At 63.4% G+C, this 22818-nt stretch carries 20 protein-coding genes; 8 read left to right on the top strand and 12 right to left on the bottom strand.

Going from position 1 to position 22818, the window contains the following annotated elements; translation table 11 throughout:
• Positions 1-64: 64 nt before the first annotated feature.
• The 4 genes from JJC00_RS29520 to JJC00_RS29535 are packed head-to-tail and all read right to left on the bottom strand — an operon-like array spanning position 65 to position 5313.
• Positions 65-1357, bottom strand: coding sequence for an MFS transporter (locus tag JJC00_RS29520; RefSeq protein WP_200469340.1), 1293 nt, complete (start codon positions 1355-1357; stop codon positions 65-67).
• 58 nt (positions 1358-1415) lie between these two features.
• Positions 1416-2393, bottom strand: coding sequence for a hydroxyacid dehydrogenase (locus JJC00_RS29525; protein WP_200469341.1), 978 nt, complete (start codon positions 2391-2393; stop codon positions 1416-1418).
• Between the two features lie 12 nt (positions 2394-2405).
• Entirely contained in the window at positions 2406-4259 is a 1854-nt protein-coding gene (locus JJC00_RS29530) for a TRAP transporter large permease (protein ID WP_200474277.1), read from the bottom strand.
• Between the two features lie 22 nt (positions 4260-4281).
• A complete protein-coding gene (locus tag JJC00_RS29535; protein ID WP_200469342.1) occupies positions 4282-5313 on the bottom strand; it encodes a TRAP transporter substrate-binding protein in 1032 nt (343 codons plus the stop codon).
• A gap of 66 nt (positions 5314-5379) precedes the next feature.
• Here JJC00_RS29535 and JJC00_RS29540 point away from each other — a divergent pair, with 66 nt between their 5' ends.
• Positions 5380-5667: a hypothetical protein gene (locus tag JJC00_RS29540; RefSeq protein WP_200469343.1), complete on the top strand. Its 288-nt coding sequence runs from the start codon at positions 5380-5382 to the stop codon at positions 5665-5667.
• A gap of 10 nt (positions 5668-5677) precedes the next feature.
• Here the strand turns inward: JJC00_RS29540 and JJC00_RS29545 are convergent, their stop codons facing one another.
• Positions 5678-6121 carry a DoxX family protein gene (locus tag JJC00_RS29545; RefSeq protein ID WP_200469344.1) on the bottom strand — a complete coding sequence of 148 codons (444 nt, stop codon included), beginning with the start codon at positions 6119-6121 and terminating at the stop codon, positions 5678-5680.
• A 95-nt stretch (positions 6122-6216) separates the two neighbouring features.
• On the opposite strand from JJC00_RS29545, the gene JJC00_RS29550 reads away from it, so the two are divergent.
• The 3 genes from JJC00_RS29550 to JJC00_RS29560 all read left to right on the top strand — a co-directional run bounded on the left by JJC00_RS29550 (position 6217) and on the right by JJC00_RS29560 (position 10776).
• Positions 6217-7137, top strand: coding sequence for a LysR family transcriptional regulator (locus JJC00_RS29550; protein ID WP_200469345.1), 921 nt, complete (start codon positions 6217-6219; stop codon positions 7135-7137).
• A gap of 145 nt (positions 7138-7282) precedes the next feature.
• On the top strand, positions 7283-8758 hold the full coding sequence (locus tag JJC00_RS29555; RefSeq protein ID WP_200469346.1) for a caspase family protein: 1476 nt from the start codon (positions 7283-7285) through the stop codon (positions 8756-8758).
• A gap of 338 nt (positions 8759-9096) precedes the next feature.
• Positions 9097-10776, top strand: coding sequence for a SulP family inorganic anion transporter (locus JJC00_RS29560; protein WP_200469347.1), 1680 nt, complete (start codon positions 9097-9099; stop codon positions 10774-10776).
• Between the two features lie 181 nt (positions 10777-10957).
• Here the strand turns inward: JJC00_RS29560 and JJC00_RS29565 are convergent, their stop codons facing one another.
• The 4 genes from JJC00_RS29565 to JJC00_RS29575 form a co-directional block, all read right to left on the bottom strand.
• Positions 10958-11320 carry a hypothetical protein gene (locus JJC00_RS29565; protein ID WP_200474278.1) on the bottom strand — a complete coding sequence of 121 codons (363 nt, stop codon included), beginning with the start codon at positions 11318-11320 and terminating at the stop codon, positions 10958-10960.
• A 122-nt stretch (positions 11321-11442) separates the two neighbouring features.
• A complete protein-coding gene (locus JJC00_RS29570; RefSeq protein WP_246773965.1) occupies positions 11443-12549 on the bottom strand; it encodes a Spy/CpxP family protein refolding chaperone in 1107 nt (368 codons plus the stop codon).
• On the bottom strand, positions 12537-12680 hold the full coding sequence (locus tag JJC00_RS38365; protein WP_246773966.1) for a hypothetical protein: 144 nt from the start codon (positions 12678-12680) through the stop codon (positions 12537-12539). The genes JJC00_RS29570 and JJC00_RS38365 overlap by 13 nt, the downstream gene beginning before the upstream one ends.
• A gap of 201 nt (positions 12681-12881) precedes the next feature.
• On the bottom strand, positions 12882-14306 hold the full coding sequence (locus JJC00_RS29575) for an FAD-binding oxidoreductase (RefSeq protein ID WP_200469349.1): 1425 nt from the start codon (positions 14304-14306) through the stop codon (positions 12882-12884).
• 87 nt (positions 14307-14393) lie between these two features.
• On the opposite strand from JJC00_RS29575, the gene JJC00_RS29580 reads away from it, so the two are divergent.
• Positions 14394-14900, top strand: coding sequence for a thioesterase family protein (locus tag JJC00_RS29580; protein ID WP_200469350.1), 507 nt, complete (start codon positions 14394-14396; stop codon positions 14898-14900).
• A gap of 4 nt (positions 14901-14904) precedes the next feature.
• Here JJC00_RS29580 and JJC00_RS29585 read toward each other — a convergent pair whose 3' ends face one another.
• Entirely contained in the window at positions 14905-15075 is a 171-nt protein-coding gene (locus JJC00_RS29585; RefSeq protein WP_014493008.1) for a DUF1328 domain-containing protein, read from the bottom strand.
• Between the two features lie 239 nt (positions 15076-15314).
• On the opposite strand from JJC00_RS29585, the gene JJC00_RS29590 reads away from it, so the two are divergent.
• Positions 15315-17969 (top strand): ATP-dependent helicase, encoded by a 2655-nt coding sequence (locus JJC00_RS29590; RefSeq protein ID WP_200469351.1) that lies wholly within the window; start codon positions 15315-15317, stop codon positions 17967-17969.
• Here the strand turns inward: JJC00_RS29590 and JJC00_RS29595 are convergent, their stop codons facing one another.
• Both JJC00_RS29595 and JJC00_RS39035 read right to left on the bottom strand, forming a co-directional pair.
• Positions 17970-19430 (bottom strand): hypothetical protein, encoded by a 1461-nt coding sequence (locus JJC00_RS29595; protein ID WP_200469352.1) that lies wholly within the window; start codon positions 19428-19430, stop codon positions 17970-17972.
• Positions 19427-20788 carry a KGGVGR-motif variant AAA ATPase gene (locus JJC00_RS39035; RefSeq protein ID WP_200469353.1) on the bottom strand — a complete coding sequence of 454 codons (1362 nt, stop codon included), beginning with the start codon at positions 20786-20788 and terminating at the stop codon, positions 19427-19429. The genes JJC00_RS29595 and JJC00_RS39035 overlap by 4 nt, the downstream gene beginning before the upstream one ends.
• Before the next feature lie 823 nt (positions 20789-21611).
• On the opposite strand from JJC00_RS39035, the gene JJC00_RS29610 reads away from it, so the two are divergent.
• Both JJC00_RS29610 and JJC00_RS29615 read left to right on the top strand, forming a co-directional pair.
• Positions 21612-22028: a hypothetical protein gene (locus tag JJC00_RS29610; RefSeq protein ID WP_200469355.1), complete on the top strand. Its 417-nt coding sequence runs from the start codon at positions 21612-21614 to the stop codon at positions 22026-22028.
• Positions 22028-22696, top strand: a complete 669-nt coding sequence (locus JJC00_RS29615; RefSeq protein ID WP_200474279.1) for an OmpA family protein — start codon at positions 22028-22030, stop codon at positions 22694-22696. Before JJC00_RS29610 ends, JJC00_RS29615 begins: the two co-directional genes overlap by 1 nt.
• Positions 22697-22818: the final 122 nt, after the last annotated feature.

Here is a 22818-nt window from a genome sequence, read left to right on the forward strand (position 1 = left end):
CGCCAAGCCAGGGCATGCTTAACATTCTGCAAAAGATGCGAAGGCAATCCAGTGCAGACGGAACCTATTTCACAGCCTGAAGCTTGTGCAGCCGGCCGGCCACGGCCCGCACCTTGCCCGGCGACGCCTGCCAGACCGACAGCGCCGACAGCAGGCTTACGACGATGGCAATGGCAAAGGCGAGCGTGTAGTCGCCGGCGCGATCGTAGAGGATGCCTGTCACCCATGGACCGGCTGCCCCGCCTGCCAATGCCGCGAGCATGATCATGCCGAAGATGCTGCCCTGGTGGCGGCCCTGGAAGATCTCGAAAACCACCGCGCCCATGATCGAGGTGAGGCCGTAACCAAGCGCGCCTTGCGTGAACACCATCAACCAGACCAACCAGAACGAGGGTTGGTATTTCAGCGCCATCAGCGCCGCGAAGCAGATCGCAAAGCCGGCGCAGCTGATGGCCCACACCCATTCCCGCCCGATCCGGTCGGAGATATGGCCGAGGAAAATCTGGCCGGGAATGCCGAGCAGGCTGACGGCGCCGAGCGCCCATACCGCAACGCTCGGGCTGAAGCCGATGTCGAGCAGGAACTTGGTTTGGTGCACTTGCACCGCGTACCAGATGTACAGGCCGCAGAAATAGCCGAGCGCGATCCACCAGAAGCGTGCGGTCGCGACCGCCCGTCGGAGCGTCCAATCGGTAGCCGCCCAGACGGGATCGACGATGTTGGAGACCGGCTTTTCGGTGCCCGCGGCCGGCGCAGCGTCGCCGTCCGGCTGGAGGCCGATGTCTTCGGGACGCTTGTGCAGGAGCAGATTGATCGGCGCCAGCACGATCAGGATCATCAGGCCCATCGCGGTGCAAGCGGTGCGCCAGCCGGTCTGCTCGATCAAGTGCTGCACCCATGGCAGCAGCGTCACCGAACCGATGCCGACGCCGGCAAAGGCGATGCCGATGGCAAAGCCGCGCTTGCGAATGAACCAGTTCGGCAGGAACAGCGACTGGCCGGAATAGCCGAGACACACCGAGCCGGCGCCGACCATGACCCCGATCGTCACATAGAGATGCCAGGGCTGGCTAGTGAGCGGCGCGAGCAACAGCCCGCCGGCCATCAGCAACACGCCGAGCTCCATCACCGCACGTGGCCCCGCGCGATCCATCAACCGGCCGATCAGCGGGCTGGCGATCGCCGATGCAACGAATCCAAACGAGAAGGCGCCGGCGGTGACGCCGCGCTCCCAGCCGAATTCGGAGAGAATGGGCGGATAGAACAATGAAAAGGCGGTGCGCGCATTGACGCCGATGGCCATGGTCACAAAGGTCACCACGACCACGACCCAGCCGTAGAAAAACGGTAGCCGCATTTTTGGTTTCATCCCTAGACGATCCGGGCCACGACCGGGTTCAAGGCGGCGTTGGCTTTCACGGCCGCCGCGTCCAGCGGTCGGCATTGACGGCACCCTGCGGGGCATCGCCCTTGATGATGGCGTCGACCTGCCGCACCGTTTCCAGCGACTGATATTCGATCGCCTGCGGCGTCAACCCGCCGACATGCGGCGTCGCGACGACGTTGGCAAGCTTTGCCAGCTCCGGTGTCGGCATCTGGTCGGGGGCGCGGCCGACATCCATCGCAGCACCGGCGATGCGGTTCTCCAGCAGCGCCTTTGCGAGTGCCGCCTCGTCGACGAGGTTGCCGCGCGACAGATTGATGAAGACAGCATGCTTCTGCATGCGCGCCAGTGCCGCCTCCCCGATCAGCTTCTCGGTCTGCTCGTTGGCAATGGCGAGGCAGACGACATAGTCGGAAGCCGCCAGGAGTTCGTCGAGGCCGACCTGCTTGATCGCGCTGTCGCTGACATCAGCGAAGGGATCGGAGACCAGCACGTCCATGCGCATCACCTTGGCGATCTCGGCGAGGTAACGACCGATGCTGCCATAACCGATGATGCCGATTGTGCTGCCGGCGAGCTGACGGCCCATCCGCGCCTCCGGCTTGCGGCCGGCGTGGTAGTCGGCTGTAGCCCGCGACACGCCGCGCGACAGGTCGACCATGAAGCCGACCGCGAGCTCGGCGACCGCGTGCACGAAGCCGGGACCGGCGCGCGTGACCAGCACACCGGCTTGCGAGGCGGCCTCGACATCGACGTTGCGGATATCGACCGCGCAGCGGACGAAGGCACGCAGGCGCGGCAATTGCGCAAAGATCTCGCCACGGCCTTCCGTCATGCGATCGGCGACGATGATGTCGGCGTCCTTTGCCGCATGCACGAGGCTTGCCGCATCGAGCGCCTGGTCACCCTCGTGCAGGATCACGTCCGCAATCGCGCGCAGGCCGTTGAGGCTGCGATCGCCGTAATAGTTGCGGCGCATCTCCGGCGTGTGGGCCAGCAGGACTTTCACGGCAACACTCCCTTAGTAGCCGAACGCGCGCGGCAAGGCGGTGCTCAGCCATGGCACGAAGGCGATGACGAGCAGGCAGAGGAACAACAGGCCAAGATAACCCAGGATCGGTTTCACCGTCTGCTCGATCGGCACGTTGCCGATCAGGCAGGCGCCGTAAAGCCCCAGCCCGAGCGGCGGCGCGAACAGGCCGACGCCCATCGCGATCACGAGCACCACGCCGAAATGCAGGGGATCGATCCCGAGCTGCACCGCCACCGGCAACAGCAGCGGCCCGAAGATGATCAGCGCAGCCGCGCCTTCCAGCACCGAGCCCATCACGATCAGCACGGCGATCGCGAGCAGGATGAACAGCCAGGTGCCTGAGGTTTTGGACAGTCCTAGCATGAAGTCGCCGACCGCATGCGGCACCTGCTGCAAGGTCAGCGTGAACGCCAGCGATTGCGCGGCGGCGACGATGAACAGCACCAGCCCCGCGCGCGTCGCCGCCTGGACGAAACTATGCGTCGCCGTTTTGAAGCTGAGCTCGCGGAATACGACGCTGCCGACGATGAGCGCGTAGGTGACCGCGAAGGCCGAGATCTCGGTCGCCGTGGCAAAGCCGCTCTTGAAGCCGAAGAAGATCATGAAGATCAGGCCGAACGAGGCGATCGCGCCGCTCCACAGGCCTGAGACTGGCATCTGCGGCTCGACCGCCTTGGCGTCATCAGGCTTCTTGCCGAAGATGATGGAGAAGACGATCAGGACCGCCGCCATCAGCGCCGCCGGCAGCAGCCCTGCCATGAACAGGCCGCCGATCGAGAGGTTTGCGACGAAACCCAGAATGATCAGGTTGATGCAGGGCGGAATGGTTTCCGCCATCACCGCGGACGCCGCGAGCAGCGCCACCGCGCTGCCCGGATTCTGCTTCGAGCGTCGCGCCGCCGGAATCAGCACCGAGCCGACGGCCGCGACATCGGCCATCTTCGAACCCGAGATGCCGGAGAACAGCACCATCGAGGCCACCATCACGACGTTGAGGCCGCCGCGCATACGGCCGACGCCACGTTGGAGCAGCTCGATCAAGCGCACCGACATGCCGTTGGCTTCCATGAGGTAGCCGACGAGGATGAAGAACGGGATCGCGAGCAGCACGAAATTGTCGATGCCGCGCGCCATCTGCTGGGCGAAGATGACGCCGGGCAGCGCGCCCTCGACCCAGATGAAGATCAGCGCGGCCAGCGCCAGCGCAAAGCCGATCGGCAAGCCGCCGAACAGCGTGGCGAAGAAGCCGATCAGCATCAGCGTGCCCGCTGACGGCACCGAGGACGGCGACAGATAATCCCAGGCGAGATAGAGGCCGGTCACCATGGCGACCGCAACAAGGCCTCTCATGATGTCGGGCAGCGGTCGCGCGCAGAGATGGTCGACCGCGAACACCGTCATGAACAGCGCGCCGATGCCCATCGGATAGAAGGTCAGTTCCAAAGGCAGGCCTGAGCCGGTGGTCTGCCCCGCCGTCAATGATCCGAGCTTGATGGCGTTGTAGGCGACGTAACCGGAGATCAGCACGACGAGCACGGCGCTGGCGGCGTCGACCAGGGCGCGCAGCCGCAGCGCCAGCAGATCGCGGAAGAAGGACACGCCGACATTCTCGCCGCGCGCCAGCGCACTTGCTGCACCGAAGAAGGCCGATCCGACCATCAATCCGCGCGCGACGTCATCCGACCATTCGACCGGCGCGTTGAAGCAGAAGCGCAGCAGCACGGAGCCGCACACGACGGCGAGATCGGCGGCCAGAAGGATGGCCGCGATCGCGTCACTGCAACGAAGCAGCAATGCAATGCTCCCGTGTCGACCGCCCGAGAGCGGCACGGCGCCTGTCATCGCCAACTCGGATTTGGCCATCTTAGGCTTGCGTCGAGCGAATGATGTCAATGACGGGCTTGGACTCCGGCCGCGCCTTGATGAAGTTCTCGATCTGCGGCGCCACGCGCTTCTTGAACGCCTCGCGGTCGCATTCGGCCACCGTCACACCTTTCTCGGTCAGAGCCGCCAGCGCCTCCTTCTCGACCGCGAGCCCATGGGTTCGCGTGTCGGCCGCGGCCTTCTTCGCGGCGTCGAGAAAGCCCTCGCGCAGCTTCGGATCCATGCGGTTGAACGTCGTGTCGCTGAAGTAGATCGCGAGCGGCGAGAAATTGTGCTGCGTCAGCGCATAGAATTTCGCGGTTTCGAAGAACTTGCTGGCGAGGATCGTCGGCGGATCGTGCTCGAGGCCATCAAGCACGCCGGCCTGCAGTGCCGTGTAGATTTCGCCGAACGCCAGCGGCGTGGCCGCAGCGCCCATCAGCCGCAGGCATTCCGTGATGACAGGATTCGGCAGCGTGCGGATCTTGAGTCCGGCGAGGTCTTCCGGCGTCTTCACCGGCTTCTTGGCGAATACGCTGCGCGAGCCGAAATTATAGGCCCATGCGATGATGCGGATGTTGCTGCCCTTGAGCAGCGCGTCCTCGATCGGCTTGGCGGCACTGGCGTCGAACGCCTTGGTCTGCTGCGGGAAGCTCGAGAACAGAAAGCCGAGGTCGTAGGTGCCGACCAACGGCACCAGATTGGCCGAGATCGACGAGCCCGACACCATGAGGTCGATAACGCCGAGCTTCACCGAATTGATGACGTCGATTTCCTGACCGAGCTGGTTGTCCGGGAAGAAGGCGACCTCGACCTGCTCGCCGAGCCCGTTGCCCTTCAGATTCTTGACGAGGTTGTCGTAGTAGACGCGGCCGTTGGCGAATTTGGGATCGTTCGGCAGCGAGGAGGAGCATTTCAGCTTCAGCGTCGCGGCTTCGGCGCGGCCGATGACGGCGGGAGAGAGCACGAGGCCGGCGGTCACCGCCGTCGACGACTTGATGAACGTGCGACGGCTGACGGACACGATAGTCATGGTGTCTCTCCCGAATATTTTTTGTTCGCAGCCGCGGTCGTAGCCACGGCCTGTTGCGCGGACTGTATGGCCAAAGCGACGAGGCAGGCAAGGGTTGCGACCAGCTCAGTCGAGACGGGACGAGAGCAAGGCGCGCCGGCAGAAACTGCAACGGACGGCCTATATCTGCCGATGTTTTCGATCATGCCGCATCGCGACCGAACGGCGTGCCATGCAGGATTGACGCAGATCGATCCAATTCAGGTATGGATCAATGCCGAACGCAGATTGATGGGCTTTTGGCAGGTCGCTGCGCGTTGGCACGCAACAAAAAAGCTGCGGAACCGTGATCCCGCAGCTCCAGCGTTTCAATGATGCGACGATGTCAGCGCGACGACGCGACGCTCAACTGTCCGCTCGCTGCCTCGACATCGCGCGAGGGCCGCAGCGCGAAGGCGCCATCGCCGAGCAGCGCCTGCGCAACCAGCGCAATCGCCCAGAACGCGGGGAATTCCCAGCCGCCCTTCGTGTTGGTGAAGAAGAACCCGGCCGCACCATGGACGGTGAAGATCGCACCGAGCAGGACCGGGATGCCGATCAACGCCGCATAGCGGGTCCAGACACCGAGGACCAGGGCAATGCCGCTGAGAACTTCCACGGTCATCACGAGGTAGGCGAGCTCGGGCGGGAAGCCGAGGCTGCCGAAGAATTTTGCCGTGCCGGCCGGGGTGAAGACGAACAGTTTCAGGCCGGCATGGGCCAGGAACAGCGCGCCCAGCGTCACGCGCAGGACCAGCGCGGCGTAGGGAGCGGTACGGGAATCGATCATCGCGGACTCCATTGTTGGGAGACCTATCATCTATTCTCATGAGAATGATAATCGGCTATTCTGGAAATATACTTCACACCAATAGAGTGAGATAGATGCTCGACCGGCTGACCAGCCTGGAAGTCTTCGCGAAGGTGGCAGCGAACGGCAGCCTGTCCGGTGCGGCCCGGGCGATGGGCTTGTCGCAGACCATGGTCACCAAGCACGTCGCCTCGCTGGAAGCCCGCCTCGGCATCAAGCTGTTCCACCGCACCACGCGGCGGCTCTCGATCACCGAGGCCGGCCGCCTCTATCTGGAATCCTCCGAGCGGATCCTCGCCGACATGGAGACGGCGGATGCCGCGGTCGCGCGCGAACGCGTCGAGCCGCGCGGATCGTTACGGGTCAACGTGCCCGTCGTGTTCGGCACACGGCAGATCGCGCCGCTCATCGCGGAATTCTCGGAACGCCATCCCGAGGTCACCATCGAGCTCGGCCTCAATGATCGGCTCGTCGACCTCGCCGAGGAGGGCTGGGACCTCGCGATCCGCATCGGCAAGTTGCGCGACTCCAGCATGGTGGCCCGGCGGCTCTCGCCGAACCGCCTGGTCGTCTGTGCCGCACCTTCCTATCTGGCGAAGCACGGCACGCCGCGCAGCGTAGCCGACCTCGCCGCACATAATTGCCTCGGCTACACGCTCTCGCAGCAGGCGAGCGCGGCGGAATGGCTGTTCGGCGCGGACGGCGAGATCCGCGTCCAGGTCTCCGGCAATCTGCGCGCCAACAACGGCGATGCGCTGCGCGAGGCGACACTGGCCGGCCTTGGGCTGGCGCGGCAACCGACCTTCATCGTCGCCGACGACTTGCGCGCGGGCTCGCTGGTCGCGCTTCCGCTCGATCAGCCGGAGATCCAGTCCTCCGCGGTGCATGCGGTCTACCTGCCTGATCGCCGGCCACCGGCGAAGGTGCGCGCCTTCATCGATTTCCTCGCGGCGCGCTTCGCACCGGATCCGCCCTGGGATCGCGGACTATTTTGACGCCGCACGGCGTGGCGCGTCAGCTCCGACAGACCCCCTGCCCCAATTTGCCACATGCGAGAGCGTGAGATAGCGCACAGACGGAGCCGTGGCGGACGACTAGAAAAGGTGACATCCTCGCACCATTGCCGATGGAAGTGACACCATGCGCCGTCCAGTCCTTTCCAATTTGATCTTTGCCTCCGGCCTTCTTGCACTCACCCAGTTGATGACGCCGACGCAGGCTGCGGCCGAAGCGCGGCTTGCGCTGGTGATCGGTCAATCCGCCTATCGTACGGTGCCGGAACTGCCGAACGCCGCCAATGACGCCAAAGGCATGGCCGAGCTGCTCGGCAATGCCGGCTTCAACGTCACCGCGGCACCCAATCTCTCGCAGAACGACATGCGACAGGCGATCTCGGATTTCGCCGGCAAGGTCAGCGCCAGCGGCGCCGACACCGTCGCACTGGTGTTCTATGCCGGCCACGGCCTGCAGATCGACGGCGAGAACTATCTCGTGCCTGTCGATCTCGATCCCAAGCGCGAGGCCGACATTCCGCTGCAGGGCGTGCGGCTGAACGATTTGCTCAACACGCTCGGCGCGCTGCCGACGCGGGCGCGCATCTTCATGCTCGATGCCTGCCGCAACAATCCGTTCCCGGCGCTGAGCGGCGCCGGCCACGGGCTCGCCATCGTCGACACCAAGGCAGGCGCGCCCGGCTCCTTCATCTCGTACTCGACCTCGCCCGGTGCCGAAGCCGAGGACGGCTCCGGCGCCGACAGTCCCTACACCACCGCGGCCCTGACGGTTGCCAAGCAACCGAACGTCCCGATTGAAGAGGTGTTCAAGCGCATCCGCATTGCGGTGGCGCAATCGACCGACGGGCGACAGATCCCCTGGGAAAGCTCCTCGCTGACGACCGACTTCAAATTCTTCGGCGAGAGCAGCCAGCAGCCTCCCGCTTCGGGCGCGAACGCGATGGCGCTCGCCAGTGCCACGCGTAGCGTCGAGGACTGGCGCAAGGATTTGCAGGGCAAGGACGCCAAGGCCGCCTATGAGCTCGTGATCGCCGACGACACGGTGCCGGCGTATCAGGCCTATATCGAGCTTTACGCGCAGGCCTCCTACACGCCGCGCTTGCGCACCGTGCTTGAGCGCCGGCGCCAGATGCTGGCGTGGGACCGCGCGGTGGCGATCAACACCCGCGCCTCCTTCGAGGCCTATCTCGCGAACTGGGACAACAGCGATCTCGCCGCGACCGCGCGGCGGCTGCTGCTCCGCGTGCAGAACCGCAACTACGCCTTGCCGGTTGCGGCCGCCGCGGTGCCGGTCGCCGTCGCGATGGCGCCGACCTGCCCATGCTCGGCACCGACAACACCGGCGACGCCGATCAACCCGACGGTTGCGCCTGTGATCAAGAAGCGCGTCGACGACACGCCGCCAAAGCGCAAGGTCGTCGACACACCGCCGAAGCGCCGGCCGCCGCCTGACGAAGTCGTTGTCGAGCGCGCACCGCCCCCCGGCCCGCCGCCCGAAGCCGTCGGCGTCGGGATCGGTCTCGGGATTGGTCTCGGCATGGGCATGGGCGGCCACGGCGGAGGAATGGGACGCGGCGGCGACTACAACCGCGGCAGGTACTGAGGCTGTCGCATCGCGATACGGACGACAGATATGTCCTCCGTCATTGCGAGTTGAGCACCGGCCAGACGGCCGACCCCGCTGGATGAAAATGGGTGATTGCTCCTGACGGAGTCTGCTGGAACTCACACACTTTCTTCTTAGCGTAGCGAAGCAACCCAGACTGCCGCCGCGGTAGGATTCTGGATTGCTTCGCTTCGCTCGCAATGACGACTTGGAGGCAGAAGAGAATCAATCACCCGGCCATTTCTGTTGACGGAAGTTGCGCAGTCTGCCGCCCTCCAACCTGGAAATGCTGTAGTCTGATCAACTTACACGCGCTTTCCGGGGATCCGACATCGATGCCGCACGACGCTGACGCCAAGGGCTCAAAAGAGCATGCATGGCCGCTCTTTCGCTCGCTTGCGTCCTATGCCCTGCCCGGCGACCTCATGGCCGGGTTGACGCTGGCAGCGATCGCGATCCCCGAGCAGATGGCGACCGCGCGGCTCGGCGGTTTCGCGCCACAGATCGGCTTCTTCGCCTTCATGGCAGGCTCGCTCGGCTTTGCGCTGCTCGGCGGCAACCGCTTCCTGTCCTGCGGCGCGGATTCCACGATCACGCCGATCTTCGCCGGCGGTCTTGCGGCGCTCGCCACTGCCGGCACACCTGAATATCAGGGGCTCGCGATCGCGCTGGCGCTGATGGTGGGTGCGATGATGCTCACGGGCGGCGCGTTTCGGCTCGGCGGCATCGCCAATCTGCTGTCGATGCCGGTGATGGTCGGCTTCCTCGCCGGCATCTCCGTCCACATCATCGTATCGCAATTGCCGGGTGTGCTGGGGCTGGAATCGCCTGATGGCCCGACGCTCGATCGCATCGGCGTGCTCGCGAGCGAGCTCGGCCGCACCAATCCCGTGACGCTTTGCATCGGCCTCGGCGTGCTGGCCGTGGTCGTCATCTCCGAGAAGATCAGCGCAAAAATCCCCGGCGCGCTGATCGGGCTCGTCGCCGCGACCTTGGCCACAATCGCGCTCGGCCTCGAGAGCAAGGGCGTCAACGTCGTCGGCATGGTGCCGGGCACGCTGCCGCGACCGACACTGCCCGAGCTTGCGCTGGAGCTGTGGGTGCGTCTCGTACCACTCGCCTTCGTCATCACGGTCGTGGTGATGGTGCAGACCGCGGCCACCACGCGATCCTTCCCGTCCGATCCCGACAAGCCCGCCGATGTCGATCGCGACTTCCTCGGTGCCGGCGCCGGCAGCGTGCTATCAGGCCTGTTCGGCGCGTTTCCGGTCAATGCCAGCCCGCCGCGCACAGGCATCGTCGCCGAGACCGGCGGACAATCGCAGCTCGCAGGCCTTGCGGCGGCGGTGATCGTGCTGTTGTTGCTTGCGTTCGGAACGGGACTGCTGCAGCACGTCCCGGATGCAGCCCTTGGCGGCATCCTGCTGTTCGTGGCGCTGCGCATCATCCGCACCAAGCAGATCGCGACGATCTATCGCCAGTCGTTCAGCGAGTTTCTGCTCATCGTCGCCACCGCCGGGCTGATCATCGTGCTGCCGATCCAACAGGGTGCGTTCCTCGGCATCGTGCTGTCGCTGCTGCACGGCATCTGGAGCACGACGCGCGCAAGGCTCATCGAGTTCGAGCGCGTGCCGGGCACCACGATCTGGTGGCCGGCGCATCCGCACATCACCGGCGAGCGCATCGCCGGCGTTGCCGTGATCGGGCTGCAGGCGCCACTGTCCTTCCTCAATGCGCCCGGCTTCCGCAGCGACGTGACGAAAGTGTTGAGCACGGCGACGCCGCAATTGCTGGTGCTGGAGGCAAGCGGCATGGTCGAGATCGACTTCACCGCCGCGCAGATCCTGCTCGACGTCTTCAAAGCGTGCAACGCGCAAGGGGTCACGGTCACGCTGGCGCGGCTGGAATCGGTACGCGCGCAGGACGCATTCGAGCGATTCAAATTATTCGACGTCCTGCCGAAGGAGCACGTCTTCCACAGCGTGGACGAAGCCGTGCGCAAGCTGGCGAAATAGTACCTGATGGCTTTGAGGTGAACCAGCCGTGCCGCGGGCTCCCAACCTCTCCCGCTTGCGGGAGAGGTCGGCGCGGAGCGCCAGGTGAGGGCTTTCTCCTCTTGGGGATTGTCCCGTTGCGGAAATACCCTCTCCCGCAAGCGGGAGAGGGAGCGCACCTACTTTGTGGAAGCGGCAGTCCTCACTGCACCAGCGCCGGGTGATCCCGCTGCGCCGTTTCGCGGATCCAGCTGGCGTGGATCGCGCGGAACAGGATCTGCGCCGTCTTGATGTCGTTCGCGGCCATGCAGAGATTGACGATGCGATGCACTGCGTCGTCGCGCATCAGACTGTCGGAGATCTTCATCGCGATTTCCATCGCGACCTTTGCGGCGCGCTCATAGCGCGCACTCTCGCTCTTGTCGTTACAGGCGGAGCCTGCGGCGCTCTGGGCCGCAGCGTCACAGATGGCACGGATGCGCGCGGCGGCTTCGATATCGCCGAGCGGCCCTTCGATCGTTTCGTCCCAGATATCGGCCGGCATCTGCTTCGCGAACCACTTCATCGCCCCGCCATCCGTGGTCTTCCAGCCACCGTATTGCCGCGTTTCAGCCGCGACCAGCATAGAGAGGCACACCGAGATCGGCGAGATGATTCTTTCGCCACACTCCCCGACACGATACGCATTCAGGACGTCCGACGCGGTCCGATGGACTCGAACTGCGCCTTCTGCTCGTCGTTCAGCGTCGCGTAGAAATCCTCCAGCGCCGCGCGAACAGACTTGACGCCGTCGAGCATCGTGTCGAGCCGCTTGCGGACCGCGGCCATTCGCGCCGGCGGCGTCAACACGTCGTTGGGCTGGCAGGCTGCCTTGAGCGAAGCGCTGACCTTGGCGCTGGTATCCTGGAGCACTTGCAGCGCAGCGCGCTGGGTGTCGTTGGGATGAAGCCTCGCCTCGATGTCGGCACTGGGCCAATCGAGCGCGGCGGACGCCCCGCAATTCCGGACCAGCGATCCCTCGGTGGTGTTGGAAGCCGTCGCGCGACTCTGATCCTCGGCCAGGGCATTGAAGCGGGCCTTCTGCTCGTCCGTGAGCGAACCATAGAATTTATCGAGGGCAGGCTGAACGAGGTCGACTGCTTTCCCCATCGCCTCGATGCGCTGCTGCATCGCCATCAGACGACCGGGCGCAGTCGCTGCGACCTGCGCCGGACAAGATGCGCGAATCATCTCCGCCGCCTGGACCGAGGCGTTGCCGAGCTCGTCGAGGCCTGCGCCTTGTGCCTCGGTCGGCTGCACCGCGGCTGCGATCTGGTCGATCGGCAGACCGACGATTTCGCGTCGGTCGCTGCCGCACAGCTGATCGAGCGCAACGCCCCGCGCTTGCCGCCGTCCCGGCGGTCGCGGCAGATAGGCCGAGAGACCGTCATAGCCATAAGGCCCGAAGATGCCGGCATAGATGTCCGGATAGCCGTAGCCCCAGAAGCCGAGACCGTCGCCCCAGATCGTGTAGTCGTAGAGATCGTTATAGGCGAACGGCCAGAACAGCGGTCCGACCCAGCCATAACCGCCCCCCACATGTTGCCACCATCCGCTGCTGGCGCCATGCCAGCCTGCGAGCGCTGCCGCGGCTGCGATCTGGGCTCGCGCCGCCGGATTGCTGATCAGTCGGCCGTTGCGGAAGGTGCTGGCGTGCAGGTTGAGGGCATTGTGGAAATTCGCGGGACGGACGGCCGCGTTGCGGATCTGACCGAAGCTCGCGCCACCATGTCGGGCTCCGGTTACGAACCGCACCCCACCATGATGCCCGCCGCCACCATGCGCGTGCCCGAAACCGTGACCACCGAAATGGCCGCCGCCGTGATGGCCACCGCCATGCCCACCAACATGACCACCACCATGCCCGCCTCCGTGCCCACCACCATGCCCGCCTCCGTGTCCGCCGCCGCCCTTGCCCAGAGCCGTGCCCGCCAGCATGCAGGCAAACGCCATCACGGCAATTCCAATGACCGGTCGCAACATCGCATCCTCCCGCAGAGCCGCGCCATTGAAGCATCGGAATTTGTCGAGAATGGAACCGGTCTGGTGGCCGAAAGTTCCGCGACCTGCGGCGCAACAGGCGGGCGCTACGCCTCCGGCACGATCTTGCCGGGGTTGAAGATGTTTTCCGGATCGAGTGCCTTTTTCAGCGCACGCATCGCATCAAGCGCTTCAGGACCAAGCTCGGCCTCGAGATATTTCTGCTTGCCCTGGCCGATGCCGTGCTCGCCAGTGCAGGTTCCGTCCATCGCCTGCGCGCGCTCGACGAGGCGGTGCATGAACTCCTCACCGCGCGCCATCTCCGCCGCATCGTTGGTGTCGCACACCAGCGAGCAATGGAAATTTCCGTCGCCGACATGGCCGACGATCGGCGACAACAAATTGAGCCGCTTGAGATCTTCCTCGGTCTCGCCGACGCAATCCGCAAGCCGCGAGATCGGCACGCAGACGTCGGTCGCAACCACGCCGATGCTGTCGCCGGGCCGCAGCGCCTTGACGGACCAATAGGCATCGTGGCGGGCCTGCCACAGTTTTGTGCGGTCCTCCGGCTTGGTGGTCCAGGAGAAATCGCCGCCGCCGCAATCCCTGGCGATCTCGCCGAACGCCTTCGACTGCGCATCGACCTCGATCTCGCTGCCGTGGAATTCCATCAGCAACAGCGGCGTCTCCGGCAGCGTCAGCTTCGAATAGGAATTGCAGGCCTTCACCTGCGCGGCATTGAGCAGCTCGATGCGCGCCACGGGAATACCGGTCTGGATCGCCAGGATCACGGCCTGACACGCCCCATGCACGGTCTCGAACGACACCGCGGCCGCCGCGATCATCTCGGGAATGCCGCGGAGCCGAATGGTCAGTTCGGAGATGATGCCGAGCGTGCCTTCGGCGCCGACGAACAGATGCGTCAGGTCATAGCCAGCAGAGGACTTCTTGGCGCGCGTGCCCGTGGTGATGATCTCGCCATCGCCGCGCACGACTTTCAGCGCCAGCACGCTGTCACGCATGGTGCCGTAGCGCACCGCGTTGGTGCCGGAGGCGCGCGTCGAGGCCATGCCGCCGAGCGAGGCGTCCGCGCCGGGATCGATCGGGAAGAACAGGCCCTGGTCGCGCAGATGCTCGTTGAGCGCCTTGCGGGTAACGCCGGGCTGGATCACGCAGTCGAGATCCTCGGCATGCACCGCGAGCACCTTGTTCATGTCGCGCAGATCGATCGAGATGCCGCCGGCGGGCGCGTTGACCTGGCCCTCGAGCGAGGTGCCGGTGCCGAAGGGAATGACGGGCACGCCGTTTTTGGCGCAGATGCGCACCACGTCCTGGATGTCGGCGGTCTCCTGCGCCATCACCACACCGTCCGGCGGCTGGTTGACGATCCATGTCGTGGTATGGCCGTGCTGCTCGCGGACGGCCTGCGAGGTGATGAGGCGGCTGCCGAAGCGTGCGGCAAGCTGCTCCAGCGCGCTTGCGAGGGCTTTCGGCGCCGGCCGCGGCGGATTATTGGTGATGGTCGTACCCACGGACATTCCTCCCGACGAGAAGAACCGTGGCAAAGGACATCCGACCGGTCAAGTCAAGCGACCGGACGCATAGCTGGGGAATGACATATGCCGGAGACTGCCGCTTCAGCGCCCAAAGCCGAGCCGTTCCGCTCTTCGATCATGCAGATCGAGCCGCAATGGATCGACTATAACGGCCATCTCAACATGGCCTATTACAACGTGATGTTCGACCGGGCGATCGATCAGATGTGGCTGCAGCTCGGGATCGGCCCCACCTACATGAAGGAGCGCAACGGCTCGACCTTCACGGCCGAGTGCCATGTGCGGTATCTGCGCGAGATCCATCTCGGCGATCCCGTGCAGGTCTCGGTCTGGCTGCTGGAGGCCGACGACAAGCGGTTGCACACGTTCCAGGAGTTGCGGCATGCGACCGAAGGCTGGCTGTCGGCCACGTCCGAGAACATGTCGCTGCACATCGACATGGGCTCGCGCAAGGTGGCGGCGTTTCCGCCTGATATCCGCGAGCGCATTGCGGCCGTCGTCGAGGCTCACAGCGCCATGCCGCGGCCCGAGGGCATCGGCCGAAACGTGGCGATGCCCTCGAAGCGGTAAGCGGCTAGATCCTGCGGCCGCGGGCGAGGCCGACCACGGCCGAGACCAGGAACAGGACGACCGCGATGAAGAAGATGATCTTGGCGATTTCGATCGAAGCGCCGGCGATGCCGCCAAAGCCAAGGATACCCGCGATCAGTGCGATAACGAGAAACGTCACAACCCAGCCAAGCATGGTCAAAACCTCTGTTTCGATGTCTGTCTGCGATCGGCGCGCCTGACGCGCCTCACTTGCACAGACAATCTCCAGCTCGGAACATTGGTTCCGGCCCGCCGCCGCTGGAAATTCGCCTGGCAGCGAGGAACAAATCGCCCCGCTGCGCACGTGGAAAACCCGTCCCGGCCGCCCCATATAGCCTCCAATCCCTGTTATGAAGGCTCCCTCCCGCGACGGCGCGGTGCCATCGTGGGCCAATGATTCGCATGACCGAGCCGAGCAAGATCACAGGCGTCCCCGACCACCAGCCCGCAGCCGGCGGCATCGCCGCGCGTGCGCGCGCCTCCGTAGGCCCGAAATATCTGTCCGGGCTCAATCCGGAGCAGCTCGAGGCTGTGGAGACGCTGGACGGCCCTGTTCTGGTGCTGGCCGGCGCCGGCACCGGCAAGACTCGCGTGCTGACCACGCGCATCGCCCACATCCTGAGCCAGGGCCGCGCCCGCCCCGCCGAGATCCTGTCGGTGACCTTCACCAACAAGGCCGCGCGCGAGATGAAGCACCGGCTTGGCCAGATGCTCGGCCACGCCGTGGAGGGCATGCCGTGGCTCGGCACCTTCCACTCCATCGGCGGCCGCATCCTGCGCACCCATGCGGAGCTGGCGCAGCTCAAGTCGAATTTTACCGTGCTCGACACCGATGACCAGGTGCGTCTGCTCAAGCAGCTGCTGCAGGCCGACAACATCGACGACAAACGCTGGCCGGCGCGCATGCTGGCCGGGTTGATCGACGGCTGGAAAAACCGCGGCCTCACGCCATCCCAAGTGCCGTCAGGCGAAGCCGCCGTCTTCGCCAACGGCAAAGGCGGCAAGCTCTATGCGAGCTATCAGGAGCGGCTGAAGATCTTGAACGCGGCCGACTTCGGCGATCTGCTGCTCGAAGACATCCGCATCTTCCGCGAGCACCCGGATATCCTGCGGCAATACCAGCAGCGCTTCAAATTCATCCTGGTCGACGAATATCAGGATACCAACGTCGCGCAGTATCTGTGGCTGCGGCTGCTGTCGCAGGCGCCGGCAGCGACAAAGCCAACGCCTCCCGTCATTCCGGGGCAGGCCGAAGGCCTGAACTACGACGTGCAATTGCACGTCGGAGAATCTGGAGATGAGTCCAACGATCAAGATTCTCAGGTGCGCAATTGCGCACCGGAGTTCGATGCTACGCATCGCCCTGGAATGACAGAGCATGTTGCAGTGGCGACTGCCGCTTCCCACGTCAAAAACATCTGCTGCGTCGGCGACGACGATCAGTCGATCTATGGCTGGCGCGGCGCCGAGGTCGACAACATCCTGCGCTTCGACCACGATTTCCCCGGCGCCAAGGTCATCCGCCTCGAACGCAACTACCGCTCCACCGGCCACATCCTGGCCGCCGCCTCGCACCTGATCGCGCACAACGAAGGCCGGCTCGGCAAGACGCTGCGCACCGAAGACCACGACGGCGAGAAGGTCACGGTCACCGGCTCGTGGGACTCGGAGGAGGAAGCTCGCGGCATCGGTGAGGAGATCGAGCAGATTCAGCGCAAGGGCGAGAAGCTCAACGAGGTCGCCATTCTCGTCCGCGCGTCCTATCAGATGCGCGAGTTCGAAGACCGTTTCGTCACGCTCGGCCTGCCCTATCGCGTCATCGGCGGCCCGCGCTTCTACGAGCGTGCCGAAATCCGCGATGCGCTGGCTTATTTGCGCGTCATCAACTCGCCGGCCGACGATCTCGCCTTCGAGCGCATCGTCAACGTGCCCAAGCGCGGGCTTGGCGATGCCACCGTGCAGATGCTGCACGACCACGCCCGCAAGCGCCGCATCCCGCTGTTCGAGGCGGCGCGGGCCGTGGTCGAGACCGACGAGCTGAAGCCGAAGGCGCGCGGATCGCTTCGCGACGTCGTCGCCCAATTCGACCGCTGGCGCGCCCAACGCGAGGTCACCGCGCACACGGATCTCGCCCAGATCGTGCTCGACGAGAGTGGCTACACCGAGATGTGGCAGAAGGACCGTTCGGCGGACGCCGCGGGCCGGCTGGAGAACCTCAAAGAGCTGGTGCGCTCGATGGAGGAGTTCGAGAACCTGCAGGGATTCCTCGAACACATCTCGCTGGTGATGGATCGCGACAGCGGCGCCGAGGACGACGCGGTGTCGCTGATGACGCTGCACTCGGCCAAGGGCCTCGAATTCGACAATGTGTTCCTGCCCGGCTGGGAGGAAGGCCTGTTCCCAAGCCAGCGCACGCTGGACGAACAGGGCCGCGCTGGTCTCGAAGAAGAGCGCCGGCTCGGCCATGTCGGCCTGACCCGCGCACGGCGCCGGGCAAAGATCTATTTTGCGACCAACCGCCGGATCCATGGCACCTGGTCGACCACGATCCCGTCGCGCTTCCTCGACGAATTGCCGGCGGCCAATGTCGAGATCACGGAATCCAAGGGCGGCTCGGCCTGGGGCGGCACCGGCGGCTACGGCGCCTCGCGCTTCGACGACATGGAAGCGTTCGGCTCGACTTATTCGACGCCGGGCTGGCAGCGCGCCCAGGCAAACCGAGAAAGCAATCGCAACCGTGGCGGCGGCCGCAATGGCGGCGGCGGGCACGGCGGCTTCGACGAAGAGGCCTCGAATTTCTCGTCCTCTTCGTCATCCGGCCCCGATTTCGGCAGCTTCTCCTCGCGCCGCCGCGGGCCAATGACGATCGAAGGCGAGCTGGTCGCCAAATCAACCGGCACGACGTCCGAATTCTCGCTCTCCGACCGCGTCTTCCACCAGAAATTCGGCTACGGCCGCGTCACCAAGATCGACGGCAACAAGCTCACCATCGCCTTCGACAAGGCCGGTGAGAAGAAGGTCGTGGATAGTTTTGTGCAGCGGGCGTGACTAAGACGGTGCCACGCCACCCTTCTTGAGCAGACGGGCCGCTACTCGAAAGAGGTCCGGCATATCGAACCTGTCATCAGAGCGCTGATTCAGGACTCCAATTCTAACGAGCGTGGCGCGCAGCTTAACGTCCTCATCGCCCTCTGCTTTAGGGTTAAAGGGAGGTAAGAATTCGCCGCCGCTCGCTCTTTTCATGATTGCCGGGATGGTTCGCGTCTCGTTCCAACGGGCAGCAATCTGTGCTGCGTTGCATGGAACCTGAAGTCCGGAAAGAGGCGCGAGAACGCGCTTGATCCACGGGAATTCCAAATCAAGCTGATTTACGCGAACCTTCGAAGCCTCTCGGAGCCCGTGACGAATTCCCTCCGCAGAAATAACTTGATCTTGGGGTACGGGCGTAAAGCGAGCGGCTTCCATCATCAAGGTCAGAAAGCTACGAGGAGTAACTTCACCGTGCCCATCTGCCAGATGCCTTATGGGCCAGTCATAAGTTCGACCCTTCTTATGACTTCGTCCCATATATTCCCCGGCCATGGTCCGAAACAAGCGGCGCTGATCCGCGCGCCTATATGACAAGGACCAACTTCGGAGGCGTTTTAAGGTTCTTGGAGGCGGCTTGATGCCCTCGGTCTGGAGCATAGTAAGGAATGCCCTTTTTGTTGTGGGTTCTTCGATGGCACCCAACCGAGCAAAAAGCATTCCGTAAAGGTCTACACCATCCCACTCCAAATTCGTGGCGCCGGAAACTAGCTTTGGAAGCTCCACGAAGCGCAGCCCCAAATCGCGCATCTGATCAGGACGAAGAAATAGCTTCAGGCGAACGGCCTTGTATCCTCTTGTCGACCACGCGACTTCGAGAAGCGCGTCGGTCAGATCACGTAAGCGCTCCCAATCCATCGCGATGGAATCAAGTGCGTCGAAGATCACAAGAACCTTCTTGCCCTTCTCAGCGACGCGTCGATCGGCAGCTTCGCAATCGCTCTCCCACTTTTCGGGATCTGCATATTTTTTCATCATCTCGGAAATGAGCGGAGGCTTCGCTTTTGGATGGAGAGCCGATGTCAAAGAACGCAGAACCACGCATCTCCATAGAAGTGGGGCAAGCGTCGTTTCCTCATTCCTTGGAACTTGGGCATCGATCGTCTGTCGGCTTACCGAGCCGTCGTTCGCCATCCCAGTAAACCCAAATCGAACAATCAACTTGTCCAATCCCAGGTTCGGGTAAGCTTCGGCCGCGGCGTTGCGCGTCTCATCATCGCCGAGGACACCCGCCCAAAAACTCTTACCGGCGCCTCGCGCACCCAAAACGATAATTGCGTTCGGGTCGAGCGCTCCGGCATGCTGTTCCGGAGCAAATATCTCTTCCACCTTGGCTCGACTGTCGCCACTGGCGGTGTGAGCAGCGGAAGCATCCAGCGCGGCGAGTCCTCTCCGAATTGCCCTATGGTCGATCTCATTCATGCCTGTTGATCTTCCGCGTCGTCAGAGCTTGGCTCGATCGCTATTGAATCGATGTAGTCTAGGAGAGAACTAAAAGTGGAGGAATAGCTACGCGCATCCAGCATCTTTCTGTCGGCAACGGGATCAAACTGTCGATAGCGAGTGTCCTCAAGTACGTAGAGCACTTGCCCCTCAAGCAGATCTTCCTCGGGCACCTCTGCGGTGTCTTGCCAGTCCAGATCGAAATCATTCTCAGTTAGCCTTTCCTTCGGCAGGCCTTCAACCTGAGGACGCAACATTAAGGGATTCAAGAGAGCTTGAAACTTCGATGCAGCATCGTCCCTCGCCTCGACGGAATCTGCGGCTTTGGCGTGTACGAATGAAATTCGATCGCGCCAATCATCTGAGGCATCTGCTCGGTACTGACTTAGCTGGCCCATCAACAATCGATAGCCTTGGTAGGTTTGAGGTTGATCCAGGCCAAACAGCAGGACCTCGGCTCCAATTCCAAGGACCAAAGATGCAGTCGTCTCGTGCAAGCCAGAGCGGCCATCTATCAACACGACATCGTACGCACCAAGAGAATCGTATCGAGCCAATAAGTCCGCGAGTTGATCGGTGATAGTCTTTGGCGGATCATTCTCCTGCGGAACATCCAAATATGCTCTTGCAATCTTAGCAAGCGCATTCTCCGGATGCTCAAGCGTTCGGCGGCCGATCGCCGGAATTACAGAAACTCTTGCTCCAGCGGCGCCAAGAAAAGAGTCCCCCGTTAGCTCCGTAATAAACTCGTCATCAATGTTCGACAGGCCTGCCTCCACCAAATAGTCCAGCATGCCGAATTCAGGCAGCTCATGCACATCTAAGAGCATAGAGCCAATTCCGGGGGCCTCTAAGTCGAAGTCAATTGTTAGAACGCGGCGCCCCTTTCGCGATAAGTGCGCTGCCGCCACACAGAGAGCAGTCGAACGACCCACTCCACCCTTCAAGCTCGCAAATACGATTCGAGGCGCTTTTCCCCGTGCCGCCGCGGGAGGCCTCAACCAGTCAGAACCAACGATACGCCGGTCAAGCAGCTTAACCGAAAAGCTACCCACCGTTGTAGTCGGCCGCCGACCTGCTTCGTCCAACAACCTTTGAGCGCCAGGATACTCGGAATCTACGATCGCACCGTCCGGCCTCGCATAGGCACCAAGCGCACCGCTCAATTTCAAGGCCAAACGTTCGAGCTCTGATTCGGCTTTGCGCTCAGGTAGAACTATCGAGAGCCGCCCACCTGCGTCTCGCAGTATCGCCGAACGCGACAACAACTCAGCTCCAAATTCCTCAGAGATGAATTCGCAAAGTCGCGGAAGGCCGTCATCGAAGCGTGTTATCATCACTTAGCTCTAAATATCCATCGCACCGACGACTTCTTTGGCGTCAGTTCGCCATCGGTCGACCCATTCGGACAGTATGTCCCTGCCGTGAGAATACCTCATGGTTACATCCCATCGCTGCATAAACGAGGATCTTTCGGCGTATTTGCGTAGCTCGCCGGATCTCCGACCTAGAGGGGCATTGCGCAAAAGAGTCTTTAGCTCCTCAAAATGCGCGTAGAAGGGATCATTCCGCCGCTGGTCGGCAGGGAGAGGCCGCATTCCCGAAAGGGTCATTAGATACTTCAGCGCACATTCAGCCGCCATCCCATACAAATACCCAGCAACATCCTTTCGGTTTGTCCCAGAGAGTATTTCGGCCGCTTCGAGATGCCGGAAAGCCGCCCTTCGTAAATCTTGCGCGTATGCACCCAAAACTAGAACGCCCCTGCCCACACCCCTTTTTAAATACGTAATCGGTCTGCGCGGAATTTGTAAGAGAAGAATGGCTGTAGGTATCGAATCTCCTCTGTTTGCCCATTGCCGAACGTTATCCGCGAGACCGCGACCAGCGACCGGTGCCGGTCCGACTGCACTACGGCTTCAGGCACTCGCAGGAGCTGACCGACGCCGGCCGCGAACTCCCCACCCCGCGGACCTTGGACGAACTAAGGCCGCCCCCGAATTTGCCGACGACCTAGGGAGACACATGGTCGCCCTGATCGAATCTCCTCCCCCAGCCGACGCTGCGGAGTGAGGACTGTTCGCCGCACTGGCCGACTCTCGACGGTTCTCGCCCGAACAGCCCTTGACCACCGCGAACTTCCCCGTATCAGATGCGTCCATGGTCCGGGGCTCCATCACACTGATCGTGCTTGCATTGGGGATGCCGTCGCTTGCGACGGCGGAGACCATGAGCTTTGGCGATTCGATCGGGCTCTTGGCCAAGAGTTGCGGTGCGGAAATCGTCGCCAATTGCCGCGGCGTCAATCCGGACTCAACCCGCCTGAAGGAGTGCCTGTCCCGCAACCGTGACGTGCTTTCCCAGCAGTGCCAGAGCGCCTACCTCGCGGCGTTCGATGCCATCCAGAAGCGCGTCGCCGCCCGTGTCACGGTGGCGAACGCCTGCCAGCGCGAGATCGTCAAGGTCTGCGGCGGCTCGACCAAGGAGACCAGCAAGTCGGTCCCCTGCCTGATCTCGACGCCCAAGGGCATCAGCAACAACTGCCTGAAGGCCGTCGACGACGCGGGGTATCGATGATGCGCGCAACAAGGCACATCACCGCCGGAATCGGTTTCGCATTGGGCCTCGCTCTGCTCGCGGGCACAGCCGGCGCGCAGACAGCGCCGACCCGTGACGACATCGTCGGCAAGCTCAATCATTTCGAGGAGGCGGCCGAGGTCGACCTCCCCGCGTTGAAGCAGCAAGTGATGGAGCGGGCCAAGGCCAGGATCAAGAACGATCCGGGTCCGGTGAACCGGCCGCTGATCGCGCCCGATCTGGCCAAGCTGCCCGCCTTCAACGCCCAGATCCAGTTCGACGCCGATACGCCGATCATCCAGCCGGACTCCTACCAGACCGTCGGCCGGATCGCCGACGCAATGGTTCACGCCTCGCTGCTGCCCTACACGTTCCTGATCGTCGGCCATGTCGAGTCCAATCAGAAGACGCGGGAAGCCAACGCGATCCTGAGCCAGCGCCGGGCGGATGCGATTCGCGACGTGCTGGTAAACACGTTCAAGATTTCGACCAAGCGGCTGCAGCCGATCGGCCTCGGCGAGGAGCAGATCCTCGACCGTGCCAAACCGACCTCGGCAGTCAACGGCCAGTTGCAAATCCTGACCTTTGCCAAATTGCCCGATGAAGCGCCTGCGCATCCCGCAGCAGCCCCTGCGCCCGCAGCGAAAAAGCCCGCCAAGAAGCATTGAGTGCACGCGCGCCACGGCCGGCGGAACCCTTTGAACTTCTAACCGTTTTGTGACCTGTCTCACAGCGCGACAGCACGGTCCTGCGCGACAATAGCGCCAGTTTGTGCACTGCCCTATCAGGT

The sequence above is a fragment of the Bradyrhizobium diazoefficiens genome, from assembly GCF_016616885.1.
In the GTDB taxonomy this organism is placed as follows: Bacteria; Pseudomonadota; Alphaproteobacteria; order Rhizobiales; family Xanthobacteraceae; genus Bradyrhizobium; species Bradyrhizobium diazoefficiens_F.